1 pseudogene is annotated in these 462 nt (G+C 64.1%); it reads right to left on the bottom strand.

What is annotated here, in order from left to right:
* A pseudogene (locus EN893_RS37570) lies at nt 1-462 on the bottom strand (MCE family protein); the annotation flags it as partial.

Genomic DNA, 462 nt, shown 5'->3' with positions numbered 1-462 from the left:
CGCCACCCGAAAGGATGCGCGGCGGATTGCGGCTGAGATCGTTCACCGCCTCTTCGATGCGGCTGATCGAACGGCGGCTGTCCTGCACCAAGGCCTCGACATTCGAAAGTCCCTGTCCCGAGAAGCGCGCCAGATTGTCGGTGATGACGCCAAGGCGGGCATTCAGCGTGTCGGCAACCTGCTTGAACGACTTCAGCGTCGCCCTGGCATCCGCCATCACGCCATCGGCCTGCCCCGACCCGAGCAAGGTATCGACCCTGGCAAGAATGCCATCGACCCGCACCGAGGCATCGTTGAGCCGTTGCGCGAGCTGCTTTGCGTCCTTGATCGTCTGGTCGATGTCGTCGGCCCGGTTGGCGAACTTGTGGGTCACCTCAGCGATATCGGCGGCGGCCTTGTCGGCGCTCTCGCTGGCCTTTTGGATGTTGGCGAGCGCCGAGCGCACTTGGGCGGGATCGATAC

This window comes from Mesorhizobium sp. M7A.F.Ca.CA.004.04.2.1 (assembly GCF_004022825.1).
In the GTDB taxonomy this organism is placed as follows: domain Bacteria; phylum Pseudomonadota; class Alphaproteobacteria; order Rhizobiales; family Rhizobiaceae; genus Mesorhizobium.
The sequence above is the reverse complement of the archived record's forward strand: the minus strand, read 5'-3'. Positions and strand labels throughout refer to the sequence as shown.